The organism is Pseudoalteromonas sp. TB25, from assembly GCF_000497995.1.
GTDB lineage: Bacteria > Pseudomonadota > Gammaproteobacteria > Enterobacterales > Alteromonadaceae > Pseudoalteromonas > Pseudoalteromonas distincta.
Map to the genome: position 1 here is coordinate 1 of NZ_AUTI01000402.1, position 22,433 is coordinate 22,433.

Below are 22,433 nucleotides of genomic sequence, written 5' to 3' on the forward strand. Positions count from 1 at the left end.
GCTAATACTCTCTGATGTTGGTAGCGCAGCAGTTGCTGACGATGGCAAAATATACGTATTGAATAACGTAGCAACTGCATCGGGCTTGGTAAACATAAGTACCACTATTAGCGGTCCAAATACCCTACTGGGTAACCCTGTTGATATTATGTATACCGGAACAGATTTATACGTAGCTGAGAAGTCAAATAATGTGGTTATGCGATTTAATAATATTTTAAGCAGTGCAGGCGGTGATATAAGCGCCGATACCAGTACGGCATTTACAGCCCCTGAGTCGATTGCAATATTACCAGCTTGGCTTAACAAATAGAGTTAACCTCACCATGCCTGACCAATAACCTTGGTCGGGCATTATCGCATCCACACTTTTATATCTGCCAAGCCATTACTTTGTAAAATACCTAATTGCTGATCAACATTAGAGTTTTGTTCAAACTCAAATGCATCGAGCTGATCATCAAACGTAATATTAGCCACACCATCACCACCGCGCTTTTTAACTTGATGCAGTGCTATATCTGCTAAGTTAATAGAGGTTTCCCAGCTAATTACCTGTCCGCCTAGTAAAGGTAATGGATAAAATGACCAACCAATTGATGCCGTGATATTAGTTGTTTTTCCATTTGGTAATTGGAACGAATTAGCCGCTATTACTTTACAAAGTTCTGAGGCATAGCTGTCTATTTTATTGCATTTAAAGTCACGTAATAATAATAAAAACTCATCACCACTCCAACGTGCCACATAGTCAGAGCCCTGCGTACGCGAATTTAACAATGCAGCCATTTGCTGTAAGCAGCTATCACCTGCAATTGGGCCATACGCATCGTTAATACGGCTGAAGTTATCAAAGTTAATAATTACCAGCACCAGTGACTTACCTTGTGCCTGCAGCGACTGTGAATTACGTTGAAAGTGCTCAATATCTTTAGGGAGTTGATCAAACAAAAAGCGGCGGCTACGTAGCCCTGTTAGCTCATCTGAGTGACTCACTAATTTAAGCTGTGAATTCACTTGGCCTAATTTATCATTAGCTTGGCGAAGCTCTAAGGTACGCTCAGTGATTAAGCCCTCTAATGCTTCTTGTTTTCTGCGTTCTTGTGCTCTAAACACCCAAAAAATGAGATAAAAAAGCAAAATAAAACCACTGGTAATTAAAAGCCTAAAGTAAATTGTTTCGTCAAAGCGCTCAGGCACTACAAAACCGTATTCTACATCTTGCGCTTTAGCCCAGTCTTCACCTTGGCGCTTAGCTTCTAATTGAAACAAAAACGAGCCAGGAGGCAAGTTAGTATAAATAGCTTCACGTCGCGTATTTGCATAGCGCCAGTCACTATCTAAGCCACTTAGTTTATATCTAAATTCAATGCTGTTTGGTGCATAGTAATCAATAGCTGTGTAAGTTAGCGTTATATCACGCTCGTCTGTTTCTAATGATGGTTTTTTACCAAGCGCAGCGGTAGTTAAATGACGAAGTGGCGTTGTTATTGTCTCTATTGTTGGCTTTAATGCAAGCACACCAAATAGCTCTACATTTTTAGGTATTTCAACAACACCTTGTAAGCTTGGGTACCAAATAGAATTTCCGGTGTCTGCTACCGCATCATGCCCAAGTCCACTACAACATTGATTCGCTTTACCATCAAGTTGACGGTCAAAAGATGAAATTACTTCTTCAACTTTTAAGCTTTTTATTTCTGTTTTAAATTGCTCTACAGGCATTCTGTAAACACCTTTCATGGTGCTTACCCAAACATGCTTTAACTTTTCATCATATTCTAGGCTAAATATAGAACCATACGGTAAACCATTAGCTGCATCGAGCTGACGCCATTGCCCTTGCGTACTTCTGTAAAAAAGCCCGTCGTTAAGAGAGCCGATTAAAATACCCACGCCATCTATATGTAGCACGCTAGTTACGTATGCGCTTTCAAGTGTTGTTTGGTCGCCAATTTTTTCAATGCCACGGTCTGTAAAGTAATATGCGCCCTTACTAGTACCAATCACACCAAAGTTTGTTTTATCTAATACGTAGGTAATAAACTTACTACCTAAAAAAGCGTTATAGGCAAAAGGCGTTAAACCAGCATAATTTAATCGATATAAACCGCGTCCGGTACCAATCCAAAAGCCGCCTTTACTAGAGCGACTTATTGCAAATACCGGATTATCGCGAAGTGCTCGACCTGGGACGGTGTAAAGTGTCTTGTTTTCAAAAACAAATAAGCCGCGCCCTGTGGCTATATATAATCGCTCACCATCAAATTGTAGATCGTGTACTGATGCGTATCCATATTTACTACTTGGGACTAAATTAATAAAACTTTTATCTAAATCGAAATAACCAATGCCGCTTTTATTCGCAACCCACAGTTTACCATCGGGTGCTTGGCTAATAGCCATAACAGATTCGGTCATGTTTGAAACTGCTGAATGCCTTTCGACTCGTCCTTCATGAGCAAGCCACAAGCCTTCACTAAAGCTTGCTAACCAAACGTTATTTTTATCATCTCTAAAAATATCAGCAAACCATATACTTTGATCGAGTTGGCTAGGCTCTACCCATTGCCACTCACCGGTTTTATCTCTGAATAATAAGCGTCCATAGGTCGAAACCCACAAGCCACCATCGGTATCACTCATAAACTTATAAACGGCTGAGTTATTTGCATTAGGTAGAGGAAAAGGTCTTAGCTCGTCATCTAAATCTAAAAAGTATGCACCTAGCTCAGAAGCTATATACAAATTACCATTTAAAAATGATAAATCGTGCACTATGGTTTGCGCTAAGCGCTCTGGTAAAGATATTTTTGCGGTAAGCTCTAAACGTAGTTTAGAAAAATCTGATGAGTTTTTTGTAAGGCGTAATAAATGACGATCGTTAACCAGCCAAATGCCTTCAGGAGAGAGTGCCATTTGGCTAACAGAGCCAACTATTTGTGTGATCACAGTAGCATTAACAATAGGTAGAGGACCATTTACTTCAGTGCGTAAATCAACTTGCCCTCTATCTACATAGTATAAGCCGTTGGCCGCAATCCATATGCTACCTTTAGAGTCCTCAAGAATATCCCTTACTGGACCTTTAATATTAAATTCTTGTGCTGCAAATGTGGCTGGGTTAATAACTACCNGCCACTTTTAGTGCCTACCCATAGCAAACCACTAGAATCGACTAAAAGCTTATTAACACCATTACTAGGCAAGAATGGACTATTTTGCGTGTTATAATTTGTAAATGTTGTACCATCAAAACGGCTTAAACCAAATTGCGTACCAAGCCACATATAGCCTTGCTGATCTTGCACAACACTTTTAAGTGATTGCGACGGTAGGCCATCTTTTATATTCCATTGCTTAACTACGTAATCAGTAATTGAAGCCCAACTTGGCGTCGCGCACAACATAAGTACACAAACCAGTAAAAATCGCATCATATTGCTGCCACCTAGTTAAACAAATCAAATATAAAAATTAAAAGGGCAGTAAACCCACTTTTATTAACGCTTGTAAACATATAAGCGAAAAAATACCCGCAAGTATATCGTCGGCCATTATACCTAAACCGCCATGTACTCGTTTGTCTAGCATACGGATTGGGCCGGGTTTTGCTATATCAAAAAAGCGAAATAACAAAAAACCTACGAGTAATGTTTGCCAGCTAAGTGCTGCGCCAATCATAGTGATGTAATAACCCGCCACTTCATCCCATACAATAGCAGGATGATCGTGCACGCCTAAATCATCAGCCGTTTTACCGCACGCCCATATACCAAATATACTGATCACAACGGCAAATACAATTTGCAGCCATAACGGATAATACATGGTCATAAAAATGAATGGCAAGGCAGCAAACGTACCAAATGTACCGGGCGCTTTAGGGGCAAGCCCAGTCCCAAAGCCCAGACCAAAAAACTGATGTGGACGCTTTAAATTAAACTTGCGGTTATTGTTCAAACCAGCTCCTTTGCAAAGTGCTCAAAACCCTGCGGTTCAAAATCAAACTTTTCACCGTTGTGTAAAAGCTCAATTTGGCCATCGCCACTTTTAACTTGGCCAATGCATGTTGCATCTACACCATACTGGCGTAGCTTTATTTCTAACATACTTTTATTGCTATCAGGGACCGTAAAAATTAATTCGTAATCATCACCGTAACTGAGAATAAATGGCAGCTGCTGATTAAAATCAAGGCTTGCTTGCATCGCATCTGAAGTTGGAATACTTTCAATATTCACCACTGCACTTACTTGTGACATATCGAGTATATGACTTAAATCAGCGATTAAGCCGTCCGACACATCGATAGCCGATGATGCAAGGCCTCGTAATACCTGCCCTGCAGCAACACGTGGGGTTGGAAAGTCAAAGCGTTTATTTACGTACTTTAAATGCTCTGGCTCAATACTTATACCTTGTTTGCGAGACTCAATTGCAAGTCCAGCGTCACCTAGCGGACCCGTAACATAAATCCAATCACCCACTTTTGCGCCACTACGACGAAGTGCAGTACCTTCGGGTACAGTCCCTTTCGCACAAATAGTGATGGTTAGTGGGCCCTGAGTTGTATCGCCTCCTATAATCTGCACATTAAAATATTCAGCAATTTCATGCATGCCATCAGTAAACTCTTCAATCCACTGTGGGTCAATACTTGGCAAAGTTAACGCAACTGAAACCCAAGTCGGCTCAGCGCCCATGGCCGCTAAATCACTTAAATTAACAGCAAGCGCTCTGTGACCTAATGCACGAGGGGAAATATCATCAAAAAAGTGTACGCCAGCAACAAGAGTGTCTGTTGTAACGGCAAGTTGGCAGTTTTGTGGAACGGTTACTAAAGCGCAATCATCCCCTATACCTAGGTTTACATCACGACGGGTGATACCGCGACCTTTAAAGTAGCGGTTAATTAATTCAAATTCCTTCATACACAAAAAAGCCGGCCTATGCCGGCTCCCCTCTTTAACGGTTTACTTACTTGCGTAAATGCTTAACAGCTTTATCAAGTACACCGTTTACAAATTTATGGCTGTCTTCAGCGCCAAAAATTTTGGCCAGCTCAATACCTTCGTTAATAGCAACTTTATAAGGTACGTCTTCACGGAACTTAAGCTCATAGCTGCTTAAACGTAAAATTGCACGCTCAACCATATCTAAGTCATCAAACGGACGTGTTAAATGTGGTGATACAGCTTCGTCTAGTTGCTTGTAATTTACAGCAACACCCGTCGCTAGATCTTTAAAGTATTCAACATCAATTTTAGTAACGTCTGTTTCGATCAACATTTGTTGTTCGATATCGGCAATTAAATTGCCACTTATTTGCCAAGAATAAACGGCTTGGAGTGCTAAGATACGTGCTTTACGTCTTGCTGCTGGTTTCACAAAAATTCCTTAAACTTAAATTTTATCTAACACATTAACCATTTCAAGCGCGCCTAAAGCAGCTTCGCCGCCTTTATTGCCCATTTTGGTGCCAGCACGCTCAATTGCTTGTTCAATGCTTTCTGTGGTTAATACGCCAAATGCAACCGGGATATCATACTCAAGTGATACTTGCGCAAGACCTTTGTTTGATTCGCCAGCAACTAGGTCAAAGTGTGGTGTACCACCTCTGATCACTACGCCTAATGCGATGATTGCATCATACTCTTTTTTTGCCGCAACGCGTTTAGCCGCTAAAGGTAATTCTACCGCGCCTGGCACATAAATAACGGTAATGTCGTCATCTGATACGCCACCTGTGCGTTTTAGCTCATCAACAGCACCTGCAAGGAGGCTGCTACCAATAAAGTCATTAAAACGAGAAATGACAATGGCAAATTTTTTGCCTGGAGCGTACTTATTACCTTCAATAATTTTCATTTGATAACCCTAAAAATAAGTTCAAGCGGTTGCGATTGCGCAAAAATTGCTGCGCATCATACCATAAAAATAAAATAATAGCCTAGTTTAAGCGTGATGCTTATTGTGGCTCAACGTAATCAACAACTTCTAAATGAAAGCCCGAAAGTGCATGGTACTTTTTAGGGCGACTCATTAATCGCATTTGTTTAATTCCAAGATCGGCAAGTATTTGCGAACCTACGCCAACAGTACGAGATGTACCTTTGAATTTACGTGGCGTAACGCTTTCGCCAGCATCAGCTGCTGCAAATGCTTTCACAGTTGCCTCTAACTCTTCAGTGCTTTCTTGCTTACCTAAAATAACTAAAGCACCTTCATTTTTAGCGATATAAGCCATTGCTTCTGAAAGGCCCCAGCTACGGTCAGCACTTCTGTCTGAAAGTAGAATATCATTAAAGGTACTTTGCAAATGTACACGCACATTTGTCGGCTCTTGATCTTTTATATCGCCTTTGAGTAATACGTAATGTAATTGGCCGTCAATTGTGTCTTTGTAAGTAACTAAATCAAATTCACCATGAACAGTTGGTAACTTACATTTTGCTACTTGCTCAATTGTTGTTTCGTTTAAGTTGCGGTATTCGATTAAATCAGCAATGGTGCCAATTTTAATATCGTGCTCTTTCGCAAAAACTTCTAAATCAGGGCGACGTGCCATAGTGCCGTCAGCATTAAGTATTTCAACAATAACAGATGATGCTTCAAGCCCAGCTAAACGCGCTAAATCACAGCCCGCTTCAGTGTGTCCTGCGCGAGTTAATACGCCACCAGGTTGCGCCATAATAGGAAAAATATGTCCAGGCTGAACAATATCACTTGGGACTGCGCCTTTAGCTATAGCCGCTTGCACTGTACGTGCTCTGTCTGCTGCTGAAATACCGGTTGTAACACCTTTTGATGCTTCTATCGACATTGTAAAGTTAGTAGAAAATGCTGCACCATTGTTTTTAACCATTAACGGTAAATCAAGTTGCTCGCAACGCTCTTGCGTCATGGTTAAACAAATTAAACCACGGCCATGGGTAGCCATGAAATTAATCGCTTCTGCGCTAATATGCTCAGCTGCTATTATTAAATCGCCTTCATTTTCTCTATCTTCATCATCCATTAAAATAACCATTTTACCGGCTTTAATATTGTCGATGATTTCTTGCGCGCTGTGTAAATTCATAAATTTGCTCGTGTAAGTTGTCAGTTTCGTTATTTAATAAAACCCGCTTTAGCGAGTAAGCTCATCGAAATATCAGAGCCCGTTGGTTGCTCTGCACCCTTTATAAGGCGCTCTAAATAACGTGCAATTTGATCGACTTCTAAATTAACTTGGGTACCTACTTTAAAATGAGCAATTGTGGTTTGCTCACTCGTGTGTGGGACAATTGTTAATTTGAATTTATTACCCTCTACAGCGTTTACTGTCAGGCTTATACCATCAATACATACCGAACCTTTGTAAGGAATGTATTTCATTAAATTTTCGTCAGTTGTAAGCCAATATTCTGTTGCTCTGGCGTTTGCTGTAATACTTGTAATTGTTGCGATACCATCAACATGGCCAGACACTAAATGACCGCCTAAACGAGAAACAGGTTGCATGGCTTTTTCAAGATTCACCGTTTGTCCTAAAGCATAGTGAGCAAAACCGGTCAAACTAATCGTCTCATTAGATAAATCCGCACTAAAACCATCAATATGTTTATCAACTACAGTTAAGCAAACACCATTAGTTGCAATGCTGTCACCTAACTTTACGTCTGTCATATCAAGATCAGTACTTTGGATACGAATGGCTAAGTCGCCTTGTTTTTTTTGTAATAAAGCAATTTTGCCTGTGGCTTCTATTATCCCAGTAAACATAGCACTACTCTTTTTATTAAGTGATTTTAATGAGTTTTGACGCGGTGATACGTAAATCGTCACCAATGCGCGCACATTCATTAAATGTTAAATCAACGGTGTTCTGCATACTCGTCAATTCAGGAAAATTAACTAAACTTTTTGCATCATGGCCCATTAGTTTAGGCGCTAAATAAAAAACAAACTCGTCAACTAAATTAAGCTCTGTCATTTTACCAGCAAGTGTTGCGCCAGCTTCAAGCCAAACATTATTAAACTGCAGTTGCCCAAGTTTTTCTAAAACGGCTTGTAAATCAACTTTACCGTTACTTTCACTAACTTCAATATGCTTTACAAAATGCGGCCATTGCAATGATTTATCAACCTTAGTCGTAAATATTATTACATCACTTTGGATTTCAAATAAAGCAAGGTCAGGTGTTAAACGGTTTTGAGAGTCAATTATAACACGCACGGGCTGGCGAAGCGGCAAATCAGTAGGCAGTGTGCAAGGCAGCTCACTTAGTCGCACATTAAGTTTAGCATCGTCTACTAGCACTGTATCGGCACCGGTTAAAATAGCGCAGCTTTTCGCTCGGTATAATTGTACGTCTTGTCGAGCAGCAGGACTTGTGATCCACTTACTTTGCCCATTTTTAAGCGCCGTTTTACCATCAATACTCGCTGCCATTTTGCAAATCACATAAGGTAAGCCTTGTTCCATACGCTTAAAAAAGCCAACGTTAAGTGCGCGAGCTTGTGATTCGAGTAACCCGTAAGCAACGTCAATACCCGCGTCGCTCAGTATTTTAAGGCCTTTGCCAGCAACTTGTGGATTTGTATCAACCATAGCAGCAATTACTTTTACCACACCGGCAGCTTTTAAGCCTTCGGCGCACGGTGGCGTACGGCCATAATGACTACACGGTTCAAGCGTTACATAAGCCGTTGCACCTTGTGCATTTTTTCCAGCGACAGCCAGTGCATTTACTTCTGCATGGCCTTGACCTGCTAATTGATGAAAACCCTCACCAATTATTTGATTATTTTTAACTAAAACACAGCCAACATTAGGGTTAGGTGTGGTAGTAAACCGGCCTTTTTTGGCAAGTTCTATGGCGCGTGCCATATACATTTCATCATGTTCAGTAAAAGGAACTTGGCTTTGCATTGTTACTCCCCTAAGCGGGCAATTTCTTCGCCAAATTCGCGTATATCTTCAAACGAGCGATAAACAGAGGCAAATCTTACATACGCTACTTTATCGAGCTTTTTGAGGGCTTCCATAATGCATTCACCAACCAAATGGCTTGAAATTTCTCGCTCGCCTGTAGCACGCAACTGCGATTTTATTATATTCACTACTTCGTCTACTTGCTCTGTGCTCACTGGGCGTTTTTCGAGTGCGCGATTTAAGCCATTTAATAATTTATCTTCGTTAAATGGTTCGCGGCTGCCGTCTTGTTTAATAACACGAGGCATAACCAGTTCAGCGCCTTCAAATGTAGTAAAGCGCTCATGGCAGTCGTTGCACTCACGGCGCCTGCGAACTTGATGGCCTCCACCAACAAGGCGTGAGTCAATAACTTTAGTATCTTTTGCGGTACAAAATGGACAATGCATAGCTCGGTACTTCCGTTTTAAAACAAAAAAGACCGCTAAATAGCGGTCTTTTATCTTAGCAAAAAAATAGGGCCTGTTGACCTTTCAGGATTAAATTTGTTCTATCTATGGGTGATTTAATCGCGGCGCGAGGTTTGTAACCTAGTGGGCTAAGTAAAAACCGAGCAACAAAGAGTAAATCGCCCCTAGGACGAACCCGAGGGCAGTGCATGTTTGGCATTTATGCTGCGTTATCGCCTATTTGTGTGGAGTAACCACACTACATAGACTCTGCCTTGCCTAAAAACCAAACATACTACTGCAAATTAAACCTCGAAAGATAAACAGGCCCCTAGCCTATGTGATCTAAATTACTGCTGCTTATGCAATTAAGCGTAAACAGGTAATTTTGCACAAATTGCTTTTACTTTTTCTTTAACTTGCGCCTGTACAGATTCATCAGTGATGTTATCTAGTACGTCACAAATCCAGCCAGCAAGCTCTTTTGATTCTTCTTCTTTGAAACCACGACGAGTGATTGCAGGAGAACCAATACGCAAACCAGATGTTACAAACGGAGAACGTGGATCGTTTGGCACTGAGTTTTTGTTAACTGTGATGTTAGCGTTACCAAGGGCTGCATCTGCATCTTTACCAGTAATATCTTTATCGATTAAATCGAGTAGGAATAAGTGGTTTTCAGTTTTGTCAGATACGATTTTGTAGCCGCGCTCTTGCATTACAGCAACCATTGCTTTTGCGTTTTTAACAACTTGTGTTTGGTATACTTTAAATTCTGGTTGAAGCGCTTCTTTAAATGCCACTGCTTTTGCTGCAATAACATGACATAAAGGACCACCTTGGCCACCAGGGAAAACTGCGCTGTTAAGCTTTTTATAGATTGCTTCATCGCCACATGCAGAGATAATTAAACCACCACGAGGACCAGCAAGTGTTTTATGCGTAGTTGTAGTTACAACATGTGCATGAGGAACTGGGCTTGGGTAAACGCCTGCCGCAATTAAACCTGCAACGTGAGCCATATCAACAAACAGGTAAGCACCTACTTTGTCAGCAATTTCACGGAATTTAGCCCAATCAACAATACCTGAGTACGCTGAGAAACCACCAATAATCATTTTTGGTTTATGCTCAAGTGCTAGTGCTTCAACCTGTGCGTAATCAATTTCGCCCGTTGTTTCATCTAGTCCGTATTGAATTGCATTGTAAAGCTTACCAGAGAAGCTTACGTGTGATCCGTGAGTTAAGTGACCACCATGAGCTAAGCTCATACCAAGTACAGTGTCGCCTGCTTCTAATAGCGCTAGAAAAACAGCAGCATTAGCTTGCGAACCAGCATGTGGTTGTACGTTTGCGTAGTCAGAACCAAATAACTCGTTAGCACGGTCAATTGCTAATTGCTCAACAACATCAACGTGCTCACAACCGCCATAATAACGTTTGCCAGGGTAACCTTCTGCGTATTTATTTGTAAGCTGTGAACCCTGCGCTTCTAGTACGCGTGGGCTACAGTAGTTTTCTGAAGCGATTAGTTCAATGTGCTCTTCTTGGCGAGCAGTTTCTTTGTTTATCGCGTCAAATAACTCTGGATCAAAATCCGAAATATTCATGCTACGTTCTAACATTGGGGTCTCCTAGGGCAACGTGTATGGTGTTTTTTAGAGGCTTTATTGTACGCTTTAAACGACTCTTTGCCTACGCTCTTAAGTTGAGGATATTTAAACAGGGATTGAAACTATTTCACAGACTTTTTAAGATGATATTTTCTTATAAAACCATAACGATTTTAAATGAATGCTATTTCCTACATTTAATTAGTAAATGCAACTCACTAGATTTAAAAGCCTATAGTTATAAAAAAAGGCGGCTTAACCGCCTTTTTGAATTAATTAACTTAGCCAAGTTTAGCAAGTATTTCTGTACGTAATGCGTCGTAATCGGCCTTTATATCGCTTGCTAGACATGGTTTTGCTAGTGCGTCGCTAAGTGGTTTTGGCATACCTAATTCAATATTTAAAATACCCTCTACGCTTTCTTTAAACTTAGCAGGGTGAGCTGTGGCTAAAAAGATGCCCGCTGCACCAGGCGCTCGATTTTCAACAAGACCTTGGTACGCAATAGCAGTGTGAGGCTCTGCAACATAACCCGTTTGTTGAATTTTTTTCATCACCGATTGCGTGTCTTCCTCGTTTACGCTAGTTGAATAAAAATTATCGTAGCTAAACCAGTTATTATCTAACATTGTTTGCACACGCGGCCAGTTGTTTGGCTTACTTACATCCATTGCATTTGAAAGCGACTCAAGTGTTGCGTTTGGCGTCCAGGTTTTATCAAGCATAAAGCGCGGCACAGTATCATTTTGGTTGGTGGTTGCACTTAATTTACCTACAGGTAAGCCAATAACCGCACCAATCATTGCAGCACATACATTACCAAAGTTGCCACTTGGCACTGATATATGCGCTGTTGCGCGTTTTTCTTTTGGTAGTTGTGCAATGGCCTCAAAGTAATAACAAACCTGAGCAACTAAACGGCTAATATTAATTGAATTAGCAGAATTAAGCCCAAGTGTTGATTTAACTTCTTCATCTAAAAAGGCATTTTTAACCAACTCTTGGCAATCATCAAAACTGCCATCAACTGCATAACAATGAATATTGTTACCTAACGTAGTAAATAGCTTTTGCTGAGCAAGTGAAATTTTGCCTTTAGGATATAAGATGACAACATCGATATTCGGCTTGTTATAAAAAGCATGTGCAACGGCTGCACCAGTATCGCCCGATGTTGCGGTTAAAATAGTTACTTTTTCATCTTTATTAAATTGCGTTAAACACTCAGCCATAAAGCGACCACCAAAGTCTTTAAACGCAAGCGTAGGACCATGAAACAACTCTAAGCAGTATGTATTCTCTTCAACTTCCTCCAGCTTAACTGGAAAGTTAAATGCATTTTTAACCATTTGTGCCACAGTGTCGCTAGGCAGCTCATCACCAATTAGGTGAGATAATATTTTGCCACTGCGTGTAACAAAGTCCATATCAAGCAAAGCATGAACATCGGACAGTGGGGCAAGGGATTCAGGGAAAAACACACCTTGATTACGACCCAAACCTGTTTTTACGGCTTCAACGAACGACACTTTTTGTGAGCTATCTTTTAAATTATGTAATTGCATGACTACCTATCCTATAAAACTGTTAATTGACGCGTGCCGTCGTTATCTAATTTACAAATGTGGCAAAAGCCTTGCTCGTTAATGTAATTTGCCTCTAACCACTGCGCGCATTGCTTTGCAGCTTCAAGTGTTTTACATACACTAAACAAGGTAGGTCCTGCGCCCGAAATACTCACTATTTCAGCGCCCAACGCTGGTAAGCTTGCTTTGGCTTCACTAAAACCTTTAATAAGCGGTGCGCGGTAAGGTTCTGCTATTTCATCTTTCATTATGCTCAGTGCATCGTCAAAACGATTAGTCAACAGTAAGCTACTAAATGCCGATAAACGCTGTGCAAACTCAACACTTGCATGCATGCTCAACTCTTTTGGTAAAACCGAGCGCGCTTTTGCAGTGTTGAGTGAAAAACCAGGGAACGCAGCAACGTAGTACCAATTTTCATCAACAGGCAGTGCAATCGATTTATCAGGGATTAAATCACCTGTTAATTGCAAACCACCTAAATAGCATGGCGTGATGTTGTCGTAATGACGACCACCGCTCACTACAGCTTCAAAGTCAGCCATAAGCTCAATAAGCTCAACCTGACTTAAGTTAGTTTGTGCAAACTTATCAAGGGCAGCAAAGGTAGCCACGACCGAGCATGCACTAGAACCAAGTCCAGATCCAATTGGTAAATTCTTTTTAAGCTCGAGCTTTACGCTTGGCATATCAGGCGCGACATGCGCTCTAAAATGTACTAAACACTGGTACGCTAAGTTTTCATTCGCATCACTTGGTAACTTGTGAGCGTAGTCGCCAGTACAAATAAATTCGTCACTTGGTGCTGCACTTACAACAGCTACATCGCCTAATAAACTACCATCGATTGGCGCAAGCGCTGCGCCAAGTGCATCAAAACCCACTGCAAAATTACCAATAGACGCCGGAGCATATACTTCAATCATAACGAGCTCCTAGCGCGATAGTGTTTTTAAAATATCAGCAAATACACCCGCTGCTGTTACTTCAGAGCCGGCACCATAACCACGAANGCTGGTAGTATTGGCTTAAAATAGCAAGCGCGTTTTCGCCATCGCGAATTACATTAAGCGCATGTTTTTCATCAACAGCCTCAATACCTACTTTACAGTGACCTTCTTTAATTGTACCTACATAACGAAGTACCTTTCCTTCGCTCGCAGCACTTTGAATGCGGTCATTAAAATCAGCATCTAGGCTTGGTAGTTTTGCCATAAACTCATCAACGCTATCACCTTGTGCAAAACCTTGTGGTAATACTGACTCAACTTCAATATCGCTTAGCTCCAACTTCATACCGGCTTCGCGAGCAATGATCAGTAACTTACGTGCTACATCAGTACCCGATAAATCATCACGAGGATCTGGCTCAGTAAAACCGCTTTCTTTGGCTTTAATAGTTGCCTCAGAAAGTGATAAACCATCTTGAAGTGCGCCAAACATATACGAAAGTGAGCCTGATAAAATACCGCTAAACTCTAGTAACTCATCACCGGCACCAAATAATGACTGCAAGTTATCGATTACTGGTAAACCTGCACCAACGTTAGTTTCGTATAAAAATTTACGATTATTCTTTTGCGTAGCAGCTATTAAATCTTGGTAATACGTGTATGAGCTTGTTGTCGCTTTTTTATTAGCTGCAACCACATGAAAACCTGCATTTAAAAAGTCTACGTACTGCGCAGCAAGTGCATCTGAAGATGTACAATCTACTAATACCGGATTCACTAAGTGGTTTTGCTTAACAAATTGCTCTACTAATTTTAAATCAAATGCTTGCTCAGATGAGGCCAATTTTTGCTGCCAATCACTAAAAGCGATGCCTTCGTTATCAAGGTGTAATTGACGAGAGTTAGCAACACCATACAAGTTAAGTTTAATATTACGCTTTTCAAGCCAAGCTTGCTGGCGCTCAAGCTGATTAATAAGCTCTTGCCCTACTAAGCCACAACCTAGTAAAAACACATCAATTGACGGCACATGCGTGAAAAAGTTTTCATGGCATATTTTTACAGCGTCATTACATAACTCACCATCAATTACCGCAGAAATAGCACTTTCTGTAGAATCCTGTGCAATTGCCACAATATTTACTTGCGCTTGTGCAAGCGATGCAAAAAACTTAGCCGCTAAGCCACGGTGTGCGCGCATGTTGTCGCCCACTAAAGTAACAATGGCTAAATTACGCTGTACTTGAACAGGCTCAATAAGCCCTGCTTGTAATTCAAGCTCAAATGCAGTTTGTAGCGCATCGAGTGCAAGTGCTAGGTCTGTTTCGTGCACACAAAAACTAATACTAAATTCACATGATGATTGCGTGATCAATACAATTGATACGTTATCGTGAGCAAGCGCGTTAAATACCTTAGATGCCATGCCTACTTTACCTTTCATGCCTGGGCCTGAAACAGTTAACATTGCAAGGTCTTGTAAGCTAGAAAGCGCTTTTACGGGCTCATCAGATGAATAATCGTTACCAATTAATGAGCCTTGTGCGTCTGGGTTATGCGTATTTTTAATTTCACATGGCACGCCTGCTTTAGCACACGGTAAAATTGTTTTTGGGTGAAGTACTTTTGCACCAAAGTAAGAAAGCTCCATCGCTTCTTTATAAGATAAAAAATCTACTTTAGTGGCTTTTTTAATATAACGAGGATCAGCGCTATATACGCCATCAACGTCAGTCCAAATTTGGCAAATCTCAGCTTCTAAACATGCCGCAGCAATAGCTGCTGAGTAATCTGAGCCATTACGGCCAAGCGTCGTAAGCTCACCTTTATCATTACTCGCCGTAAAACCAGGCATAATATAAATAGTTGCAGGGTTTTCTTTAAGCACAGCTTGAAAGCGAGCTTTACTTGCCACTAAATCAGCTTCTGCATCAATGTAGCCACCAGTTGAAGCAATACAGCTTGTTGCTTCTAAGTACCTTGCATCTTGTGAGCTCAATAAAGCCTGCATTAAAGAAACGCTAACGCGCTCTCCAAAGCTAATTACAAATGCGCGAACTTGATCAGGGCAACACTGTATAAGCGACACGCCATCTAATTTATTTTTAAGCTCGCCTAGGTCTGGCCAGCTTGTAACGACTACGCCACTTTTTTCAACGTCAGCTTTTAAGCCTTCACAACGACTCGCTAATGCTTGCCATTGCTTCGAAAAATCTAAGCCTTGCTCTGCAGCACTTGCAAGTGCAACTAGCGAATCGGTCATTCCACCTGGAGCAGAAAGCACCAATAACATTTCATCTTTTAATTGTGCTTTAACTAACTGAGCTACCTGTTGTAAGCATGCATAATCGGCAAGTGAAGACCCACCAAATTTTAAAACTCGCATTGTTTATGTTCCTCATCCCATAAAACGAAAAAAGGCCTGTGTTCTAAGTGAACACAGGCCTTTAAATTTGTTGCACCGACCTATGCCACTATCCAGTAAGAATGATGGTTGTAATAATAATGGTCAGTACGCGATTAATTGTTTTCATATGTTAAGACTGCCTTAACAAAGGCTATGCTGTCAACCCTAAATTAAAAGATAAAACAGCCTTTTTTAACATGAAAAAACCTAATGAATGCCAAATTTATGCAATATTTCATTCAAGCTTGATTTATTAATAGGTTTATCAATAAAATCAATTGCGCCAAGTTGGGCGACTCGTTGCTTCATTTTTTCCTGTATATCAGCAGAAATAACCAACACAAAGCACTCTATTTTTTCTGTTTTTATAGTTTCAAGTACTTGTATACCATCAACCTCTGGCATGGTGAGGTCTAGGCACAGTAAATCAAAGTTTTGTGCTCTTAAAAGATCGAGGGCGTTTGCTCCATTTATAGCTTGTTGTATATCTGCGTCTATACACTCATTTAAACACCGCACGACTTGTTTACGAGCAACAGCAGAATCATCACAGACTAATATCGAAAATTTCATCATGTTTACTACTACACAACCATCAAAGTTATTAAAAGACCATCTTTCTTTGCACTCAGGACACTTTAACACGCATCTAAGTACTTAGCGCATTAATAATTCAATGCAATGATAAATATAGAATTAACTCATTTAAATATGATTAACGAAACTAAATTCTAATCAAACTTACAAAACTTAACGTCTAACAAATTTACTAATTCATAGCTGAGTTTAATTACATTAATACTACATACCTACTTAATTAGATTTATCTTATTAAATTTTAACTTTTTTATTTATTTTTAGAGGTTTATTGACTAACTTTTAAATTACAATAGTAACGTTACAAAAATAACAAAGGATGAACAAGTCACTCATGTTACAAAAAAGCCTTTCTAAGAAGCTGCTAACAAGCGTTTTATCCGTTTATTTTTTGCTTACCTTCGTAGTGACTTGCGGACAGGTGCTTGCTGAATATCTCAATACTAAAGACTATATACGTGATGAATTAAGTACATTACAAAAAACCTTTAGTCGTAGCTTAACACGTGCAATTTGGGAGCTTAATACCAAGCAAACAATTACAACAGCAGAAGGTTTACTCGCCATTCCCATGATTGAAGGGATTATTGTTCGAGACGACAGCGGCGAAATTATTTCACAGTTAGGGCGCTCGCTCGACATACATAAGCTATATAACCAACAGTTAGTACAAGAAGAAGCTATTTTAGAAGACGCGAAATCCGGTCTGTTTGGTTACACCTTTCCACTTATTTTTGAATTTTCTGGCCGTGCTACCCAAGTGGGCGACGTTACCTTGTTCTCTAGCCGAGAAGTTGTTTTAAGCCGAATTATGGTATCAATCTACTTTTTGATTGGTAATGCGATGATTAAAACTACCTTTTTAATCATTTTATTTTTAATGGCATTTAGAAAGCTTCTTACAGATCCCTTAGCTGAGCTTACTGAGCAACTAGAAAACCTAGAATTAGATGAGCTAGAAGGACAACACATAGAAATAGAAACAGAGGAGCATAACGAACTAAAAGTAATGGAGCAGTCGTTTAACAAACTAATAGATAAAGTGGTTCAGTACAGAAAAGAGCTTGAGCACACCCAAAAAGAACTTATTATTAGTAACGAAAAGCTCGATCATCACAACATACAACTTGAGCAAGACGTAGCCCGTAAAACATCAAACTTAAGCCAAGCAATGATGGAATTACAACAGCAAAAATACGAACTTGAGAAGCAAAAAATTGTGCTCACTGAAGAAATAGACTTACGCCGCAGCACAGAGCAAGAGCTAATTACAAAACAAACTGAATCTCAGCGTTATATAGAGGAATTAAGCCTTGCACAGGAACGTTTATTGGGCACAGAGAAGATGGCCGCACTAGGCGGGCTTGTGGCGGGTATTACGCATGATATTAACACCCCTATTGGTATAGGTGTAACGGCAATATCGTTTTTGCAAGAACGCTTAAATAAACTCGAAAGTGCTTATAGTGAAAAAACACTTTCACCAAAAGCACTAGAAGAATTTATTAACGAAGCAAAACAAAGTACAAGCTTGTTAACCACTAACTTAGATAGAGCCTCAGAGCTTATTGCTAGCTTTAAGCAAATAGCGGTCGATCAGGCCAGTGAAGCTGTAAGAACTATTAACTTTAAAGATTACACTAACGAAGTAATACGCTCACTGCATCCAAAACTAAAAAAGACATCCCATACAATAAAATTAGAATGCCCTGATGATTTAGTTTTAAATTTACCGGCAGGCGCCATCAGCCAAATTTTTACTAACTTAATTATGAATTCACTCATTCATGGCTTTGAAGGTAAAAGCAACGGTGTGATGGATATCAAAATAAGCGCAGATGACACTAACTTAACGATTGATTACAAAGATGACGGTAACGGAGTTACCAGTGAGCAATTGAAAAAATTGTTTGACCCATTCTTTACGACTAAACGCGATGAGGGCGGAAGCGGATTAGGTACCCATATAATGTTTAATTTAGTTAAACAAACTCTTAGTGGATCTATTGATGCAACGAGTGAACCTGGTAAAGGTCTGCGTTACTATATTCAATTTCCAAAGAACATGGCTAAGCCAATGCCTATTTTTGATAAATATGAATAAAAAAGTATATGCATTAAATTATTAGGGCGTATTGTTCTTTGGTGGTTGAATTTGCAGAAATATGTTTGGTTTTTAGGCAGGGCAGAGCCTATGTAGTGTGGTTATTCCCCATAAATAGGCGATAACGCAGCATAAATACCAAACATGCGCTGCCCTTTGAGCTCGATCTAGGGACGATTAACTCTTTGTTGCCTACATGGATGTAGGTAAGGGGCGTGAGCAGGACGCGGAAGCTTTGCTCAGTTTTTACTTATTCTTACATGGATGTAAGCCAGTAGAATAACGCAGGAGCAGTTACCGAGCCCACTAGGTTACAAACCTAGCGCCGCGATTTAATCTTCCTTGGATTGAACAAATTTCAATCCATAAAATTCAACACGCCCTAGTAACAAATCAGTCATTTCGAGATGCTGTTTTTATTGCTATGATTGGACAAATTTTTCAAATGGATCAATTCCCCTATGTGGTTTAGTAACCTTATTTGTTACCGCTTTAAGCAAGACGTTTCATACACCCAAGAAGATTTTGATAAAGCATTAGAGCAAGATTTATTTCGCCCATGTACTGGTCAAGAGCTTGCAACATTTGGTTGGACGAAAGCGTTTGGAAAGCATGGCGAAACACTATCGCATTTTTCTCAAAAAAGTATTTTAGTTTGCGCAAAACGTGAAGAAAAAGTACTCCCAGCTTCTGTTATCAACGAACTAGTTGCTGAGAAAATTGATCAGATAGAAGCCGAAGAAAACCGCCCGGTTAAAAAGAAAGAAAAAGACGAATTAAAAGAAAACATTCTTCATACTCTTCTACCCCAGGCATTTAAAAAGTCGAGCTTACAATTTGCCTTTATTGACCAAGAAAATGGCTGGGTGGTTGTAAATAGTGGCAGCTTTAATAAAGCTGAAGAGCTACTGGCACTACTTCGTAAATCGTTAGGAACGCTCCCAGTTGTACCTGCGTTTGCTAACTACGACCTAGATGTATTCTTAACTGATTGGTTAACTAACTTTAGTACACCAGAAGGCTTTGCTATTGGCTCTGACGCTGAGCTTGAAGAAGCTGACGACAGCGGTGCACAAGTAAAACTAAAAGGCCATGATCTGGCATGTGATGAGGTTAAATCGCACTTAGAAAGTGGTAAACGCGTAACTAAACTGGCACTTGATTGGCAAGAACGCCTCAAGTTTATGCTGCAAAACGATGGCTCTATCAAGCGTTTAAGCTACTCTGAAACTCTAAAAGAAGAGAACGCAGATATTCCTAAAGAAGATATGGCTTTAAAACTTGATGCTGACTTTATTTTAGCTTCTGAGGAAATAAAGCAATTACTTGAAGAACTAACTGCTGGCTTAGGTGACGTTGAAGATTTAGAAAAAGCGTAAATACCACAACCTACATAAATATTTAAGCGCTTTGAAGCATTAAATAGACCCACATATAAGCAGGTTGGTATAACAGATAAAAAATCCGATAGCAGTTTACTGCTATCGGATTTTTTAATGGAATTTTTAGAAGCGCTTATTTATATATTTGTTATCCGCGAACAGAATTTAGCTAACGTTCGGCGTATTAAAACCTAAGGTAATCATCTTTTAAGTAAGAGCTTACAGCAAGGTTCAAAGGAAAGTTATGTAGAGTGATATGAGATTATCTGTATTCACTTCAAGCCGGAATGCACAAAAACTGAAATTTTGATTTTAATTGAAATCATTAACTTATTTGTGCAGATAACTTATTTTAGCTTTTAGCGTCTTCAACTTTAGGTTGGCGATATATTTTTATAATGTGGTATAAATTTACAAGCGACAATAAGCCGTTGGTAAAAATAACAGGTACTGCGCCAATGGCAAAACCGTATGCAGTAAATACAATACAACCAAACATGTTGTACCAACGCAGTTTTACTACATCTGTCATTGTTAACGATGCAACCAATAAAGCTGATGCAATATAGCCTAAATATTCCCAACTCAATTGTTCTCTCCTAGCCTTTAGGTTAGCATTACATGTACTGCTAACTTATGGCACTTATAAGTATTGCAAAGTTACAACAAAATAAAAAAGCTAACTTGCTTAAAAACCTGAAAAAGTTTGCCGGAAAATACCAGCAAATTCTTAAATCATTACACGGGAAATGAAGGTAAAATAATACTATTAGCAAAGCTAATAATATTAGTAGCAAGTTAGCGTAAATTCTTAGTGTCTTAATGCTAACGTCATTAAGATGTAATAAATAGGACAAATGTCCGAAGAGCACATTGATGTTTCAATACCATTTTTCTAGTTACCTTGTTGATCAGCTTTTAACCTTTGCCGGTAGTAGCTATCAACAATCAAAAAAAGAAGTTCTGATCCATCAAGATCAGCCTTTAAGCAAGCTTGTGCTTGTACGCAGTGGCACTGTGTCGTTTAGTTACGACGTAGGTAATGGACGACGCCTGCTGTTAGGACAATTGGATTGTAACAACACCCTTATTGGTGAAATAGAAGCGCTAAATAATAATCCGTGTATTTATACGGTAACGTGCTTTAGCGATGTAACTTATAATCTTATTGAATTAAGACATTGGCGTGCTCTGCTGCTTGAAAAACCAGAACTGAGTTTATACACCGCACAAACTATTGCGGCTAAATTTCAGGAAAACCAAAAAATCAATTTAGATAAGCTACTACTACCATTGAGCTACAACATAGCCAAAGATTGCTTACTAAGAGCCGAGAACAACAACCCTACGCTACTTAGAGCCTATCCAACTGTAAATGCTGAAGCCGAACGCTTTGCTACCACTGAGCGAGCTTACAGACGTGTTGTTACAGAACTTGTCGAAAAAGGCTTGGTACTTAGAAGTAACGATGGCTTACAAGCAGTCGATATACCAAAGCTAAGTGAATACGTAGATAGCTTTGCTCAACTTTAAGTTATTTAAAATTTACCCATAAAAAAAAGGCCTTAACGGCCTTTTTTTATTTACACAAATTACTGATTACTTCTCTAGCAAAATGTCATGAATTTTCACAAGATCAGATTTACCTGCAATAATTTCATCCGGTGTTAAACCCGATAGTTCATGCGGGAACACTAACCACTCTTCAGACTCATGAATATAATAATCTGGAACAGTGTCTACTTTTGAGTTTTTTGGCTTGTAGTACGGACATGCAATACGAATATCACGTGGCAAGTTTAAGCGCATAAGCTCTGAAAGCTTTTCTTTTAATGCAACAATACTACGACCAGAGTCAAATACATCATCAACAATTAATAATGAGTCGCCTGCATTTGCGTTCTCAACAATGTAATGCAAACCGTGGACTTTAATTTCTTTAGATTGTTTACCAATACCGTAATAAGACGATGTACGTACTGCAATGTGGTCAGTCTCAATGCCTTTATAATCGTAATATTCTTGAACAGCAATACCGATCGGTGCACCACCTCGCCAAATACCAATAATAAAATCAGGACGAAAGCCATCTTGGTATACTTGTGCCGCTACGCGGAACGAATCTTCAAGCAGCTGTTGAGCTGTGATGTAGCACTTATCTGACATAATTAGAAACCCCAGTGGTGGATATAAGATTTGAGCGCAGCTTAGAGTTAAGCAAAAATTAAACTCAAACAGGTATTGGCGACGGATTTTACCGCAAATGAAATAAAATTGCTTGCCTGTAAATTAAAAAATAGGCACCCAAAGGTACCTATTTTTAGTGTAAAAAGCATAATTTAGTAAATATTATGCTTTTTCTTGTAGGGTACGAGCAACCGTACGCATACCTTGAGTTGTTGCGCCCGCTGCCCATTGGCTT

The 22,433-nt window shown here is 39.7% G+C and carries 17 protein-coding genes and 3 pseudogenes; 4 read left to right on the forward strand and 16 right to left on the reverse strand.

What is annotated here, in order from left to right:
- Positions 1 to 313: pseudogene (locus L652_RS01000000124065) on the forward strand (hypothetical protein); the annotation flags it as partial.
- A 41-nt stretch (positions 314 to 354) separates the two neighbouring features.
- Here L652_RS01000000124065 and L652_RS01000000124070 read toward each other — a convergent pair.
- The 14 genes and pseudogenes from L652_RS01000000124070 to L652_RS0117910 form a co-directional block, all read right to left on the reverse strand.
- Positions 355 to 3,440, reverse strand: a pseudogene (locus tag L652_RS01000000124070) (diguanylate cyclase).
- A 37-nt stretch (positions 3,441 to 3,477) separates the two neighbouring features.
- Positions 3,478 to 3,963, reverse strand: coding sequence for a phosphatidylglycerophosphatase A (locus tag L652_RS0117850; protein ID WP_024596288.1), 486 nt, complete (start codon positions 3,961 to 3,963; stop codon positions 3,478 to 3,480).
- Positions 3,960 to 4,934 (reverse strand): thiamine-phosphate kinase, encoded by a 975-nt coding sequence (thiL, locus tag L652_RS0117855; protein ID WP_024596289.1) that lies wholly within the window; start codon positions 4,932 to 4,934, stop codon positions 3,960 to 3,962. Before thiL ends, L652_RS0117850 begins: the two co-directional genes overlap by 4 nt.
- A 46-nt stretch (positions 4,935 to 4,980) precedes the next feature.
- Positions 4,981 to 5,391 carry a transcription antitermination factor NusB gene (gene nusB / locus L652_RS0117860; protein WP_002961751.1) on the reverse strand — a complete coding sequence of 137 codons (411 nt, stop codon included), beginning with the start codon at positions 5,389 to 5,391 and terminating at the stop codon, positions 4,981 to 4,983.
- A gap of 15 nt (positions 5,392 to 5,406) precedes the next feature.
- Entirely contained in the window at positions 5,407 to 5,871 is a 465-nt protein-coding gene (gene ribE, locus L652_RS0117865) for a 6,7-dimethyl-8-ribityllumazine synthase (RefSeq protein ID WP_002961753.1), read from the reverse strand.
- Positions 5,872 to 5,971: 100 nt separating this feature from the next.
- Positions 5,972 to 7,084 (reverse strand): bifunctional 3,4-dihydroxy-2-butanone-4-phosphate synthase/GTP cyclohydrolase II, encoded by a 1,113-nt coding sequence (gene ribBA, locus L652_RS0117870; protein ID WP_024596290.1) that lies wholly within the window; start codon positions 7,082 to 7,084, stop codon positions 5,972 to 5,974.
- Between the two features lie 29 nt (positions 7,085 to 7,113).
- The gene (locus tag L652_RS0117875; protein WP_024596291.1) at positions 7,114 to 7,767 is read right to left on the reverse strand and encodes a riboflavin synthase; all 654 of its coding nucleotides are present in this window, start codon (positions 7,765 to 7,767) and stop codon (positions 7,114 to 7,116) included.
- Between the two features lie 16 nt (positions 7,768 to 7,783).
- On the reverse strand, positions 7,784 to 8,917 hold the full coding sequence (ribD, locus tag L652_RS0117880; RefSeq protein ID WP_024596292.1) for a bifunctional diaminohydroxyphosphoribosylaminopyrimidine deaminase/5-amino-6-(5-phosphoribosylamino)uracil reductase RibD: 1,134 nt from the start codon (positions 8,915 to 8,917) through the stop codon (positions 7,784 to 7,786).
- Positions 8,918 to 8,919: 2 nt separating this feature from the next.
- The gene (nrdR, locus tag L652_RS0117885) at positions 8,920 to 9,369 is read right to left on the reverse strand and encodes a transcriptional regulator NrdR (protein ID WP_002961761.1); all 450 of its coding nucleotides are present in this window, start codon (positions 9,367 to 9,369) and stop codon (positions 8,920 to 8,922) included.
- A gap of 368 nt (positions 9,370 to 9,737) precedes the next feature.
- Positions 9,738 to 10,994 carry a serine hydroxymethyltransferase gene (gene glyA, locus L652_RS0117890; RefSeq protein WP_002961763.1) on the reverse strand — a complete coding sequence of 419 codons (1,257 nt, stop codon included), beginning with the start codon at positions 10,992 to 10,994 and terminating at the stop codon, positions 9,738 to 9,740.
- A 269-nt stretch (positions 10,995 to 11,263) separates the two neighbouring features.
- Positions 11,264 to 12,547 carry a threonine synthase gene (thrC, locus tag L652_RS0117895; protein ID WP_024596293.1) on the reverse strand — a complete coding sequence of 428 codons (1,284 nt, stop codon included), beginning with the start codon at positions 12,545 to 12,547 and terminating at the stop codon, positions 11,264 to 11,266.
- A gap of 11 nt (positions 12,548 to 12,558) precedes the next feature.
- Complete coding sequence (gene thrB, locus L652_RS0117900) at positions 12,559 to 13,494, reverse strand: homoserine kinase (RefSeq protein ID WP_024596294.1); 936 nt, start codon at positions 13,492 to 13,494, stop codon at positions 12,559 to 12,561.
- Between the two features lie 9 nt (positions 13,495 to 13,503).
- A pseudogene (gene thrA / locus L652_RS01000000124075) lies at positions 13,504 to 15,907 on the reverse strand (bifunctional aspartate kinase/homoserine dehydrogenase I).
- A 228-nt stretch (positions 15,908 to 16,135) separates the two neighbouring features.
- Positions 16,136 to 16,504: a response regulator gene (locus tag L652_RS0117910; protein WP_024596295.1), complete on the reverse strand. Its 369-nt coding sequence runs from the start codon at positions 16,502 to 16,504 to the stop codon at positions 16,136 to 16,138.
- A 355-nt stretch (positions 16,505 to 16,859) separates the two neighbouring features.
- On the opposite strand from L652_RS0117910, the gene L652_RS0117915 reads away from it, so the two are divergent.
- Both L652_RS0117915 and rdgC read left to right on the forward strand, forming a co-directional pair.
- Positions 16,860 to 18,629: an ATP-binding protein gene (locus L652_RS0117915; RefSeq protein WP_024596296.1), complete on the forward strand. Its 1,770-nt coding sequence runs from the start codon at positions 16,860 to 16,862 to the stop codon at positions 18,627 to 18,629.
- Positions 18,630 to 19,090: 461 nt separating this feature from the next.
- Positions 19,091 to 20,008: a recombination-associated protein RdgC gene (gene rdgC, locus L652_RS0117920; protein ID WP_002962662.1), complete on the forward strand. Its 918-nt coding sequence runs from the start codon at positions 19,091 to 19,093 to the stop codon at positions 20,006 to 20,008.
- A gap of 355 nt (positions 20,009 to 20,363) precedes the next feature.
- On the opposite strand, the gene L652_RS0117925 is transcribed toward rdgC, so the two are convergent.
- A complete protein-coding gene (locus L652_RS0117925; protein ID WP_024596297.1) occupies positions 20,364 to 20,600 on the reverse strand; it encodes a YgjV family protein in 237 nt (78 codons plus the stop codon).
- Between the two features lie 287 nt (positions 20,601 to 20,887).
- Here L652_RS0117925 and L652_RS0117935 point away from each other — a divergent pair, with 287 nt between their 5' ends.
- Positions 20,888 to 21,544 carry a Crp/Fnr family transcriptional regulator gene (locus tag L652_RS0117935; protein ID WP_002962665.1) on the forward strand — a complete coding sequence of 219 codons (657 nt, stop codon included), beginning with the start codon at positions 20,888 to 20,890 and terminating at the stop codon, positions 21,542 to 21,544.
- Between the two features lie 66 nt (positions 21,545 to 21,610).
- Here the strand turns inward: L652_RS0117935 and L652_RS0117940 are convergent, their stop codons facing one another.
- The gene (locus L652_RS0117940; protein ID WP_002962666.1) at positions 21,611 to 22,177 is read right to left on the reverse strand and encodes a phosphoribosyltransferase family protein; all 567 of its coding nucleotides are present in this window, start codon (positions 22,175 to 22,177) and stop codon (positions 21,611 to 21,613) included.
- Between the last annotated feature and the right edge of the window lie 256 nt (positions 22,178 to 22,433).